The sequence below is a fragment of the Rhodococcus sp. 15-2388-1-1a genome (assembly GCF_002259145.1).
GTDB lineage: Bacteria > Actinomycetota > Actinomycetes > Mycobacteriales > Mycobacteriaceae > Rhodococcoides.
Genome location: NZ_NPFP01000023.1, coordinates 1 through 764, shown reverse-complemented (window position 1 = coordinate 764; position 764 = coordinate 1). Strand labels below are relative to the sequence as shown.

Genomic DNA, 764 nt, shown 5'->3' with positions numbered 1-764 from the left:
AACACCGGCGTGATGTCCGTCGATCACGCCGCCCTGATCCTCACCTTCGCCGAAACACCCCCGGAGAACCTGCCGGAAGAGGGTCGCGATGCCGCACGTAAAGCTCTGATCGCCGCCGCCACCGGGCCCGACGCGCGTACCGGCCGGATCCGAGCAGCGATCACCAGACTCGAAGACAGCTTCGGCACCAAGAAACCACCCGCCGAGAACACCGACCGCAACGAACTGTTCGCCTCCACAACCCTGAACGGGCGGCTGGTGTTGAAAGGTGACTTCGATGCCATCACCGGAGAAAAGCTGCTCACCGCGCTCTCACCGTTGACCGAACCCCACCCCGCAGTCGACGGCACCGAGGCATCCAAAGCCGGAGACGATCGCAGCCCCGCCAAACGCAGAGCCGACGCCTTCGGACACATCCTCGACCAGTACCTCGCCTCGAGTGATCGACCCATCGAAGGCGGTGAACGCCCGCACGTGAACCTGCACATCAGCCTGCGCGATCTCACCGACCTCCAGAACTGCGGCGACGCCGACGACATCACCGATGACGAAACCTCACGCGCAGCAACAGAATCCGACACCGTGGATCCGGTCGATATCAACACCGGCAACCCCGTCGACACTGACTCAGCAACCGAGCTGGGCCACGAAAACGGCGGCGAAGGCGGTGCAGCGGATCGTGGCGCGTATCGCGACCTGTTCGGCGACGGCACTTCGGTCGGGTGGCTGCCGTGGATGGGACCGCTGTCCCGCAATACTTCCCG

At 64.5% G+C, this 764-nt stretch carries 1 protein-coding gene; it reads left to right on the top strand.

All coding sequences use genetic code 11. The features are described 5' to 3' along the window. Positions 1-12: 12 nt before the first annotated feature. Positions 13-764 (top strand): DUF222 domain-containing protein (locus CH302_RS15600; protein ID WP_255138273.1); only part of this gene is annotated, 752 nt, incomplete at its 3' end.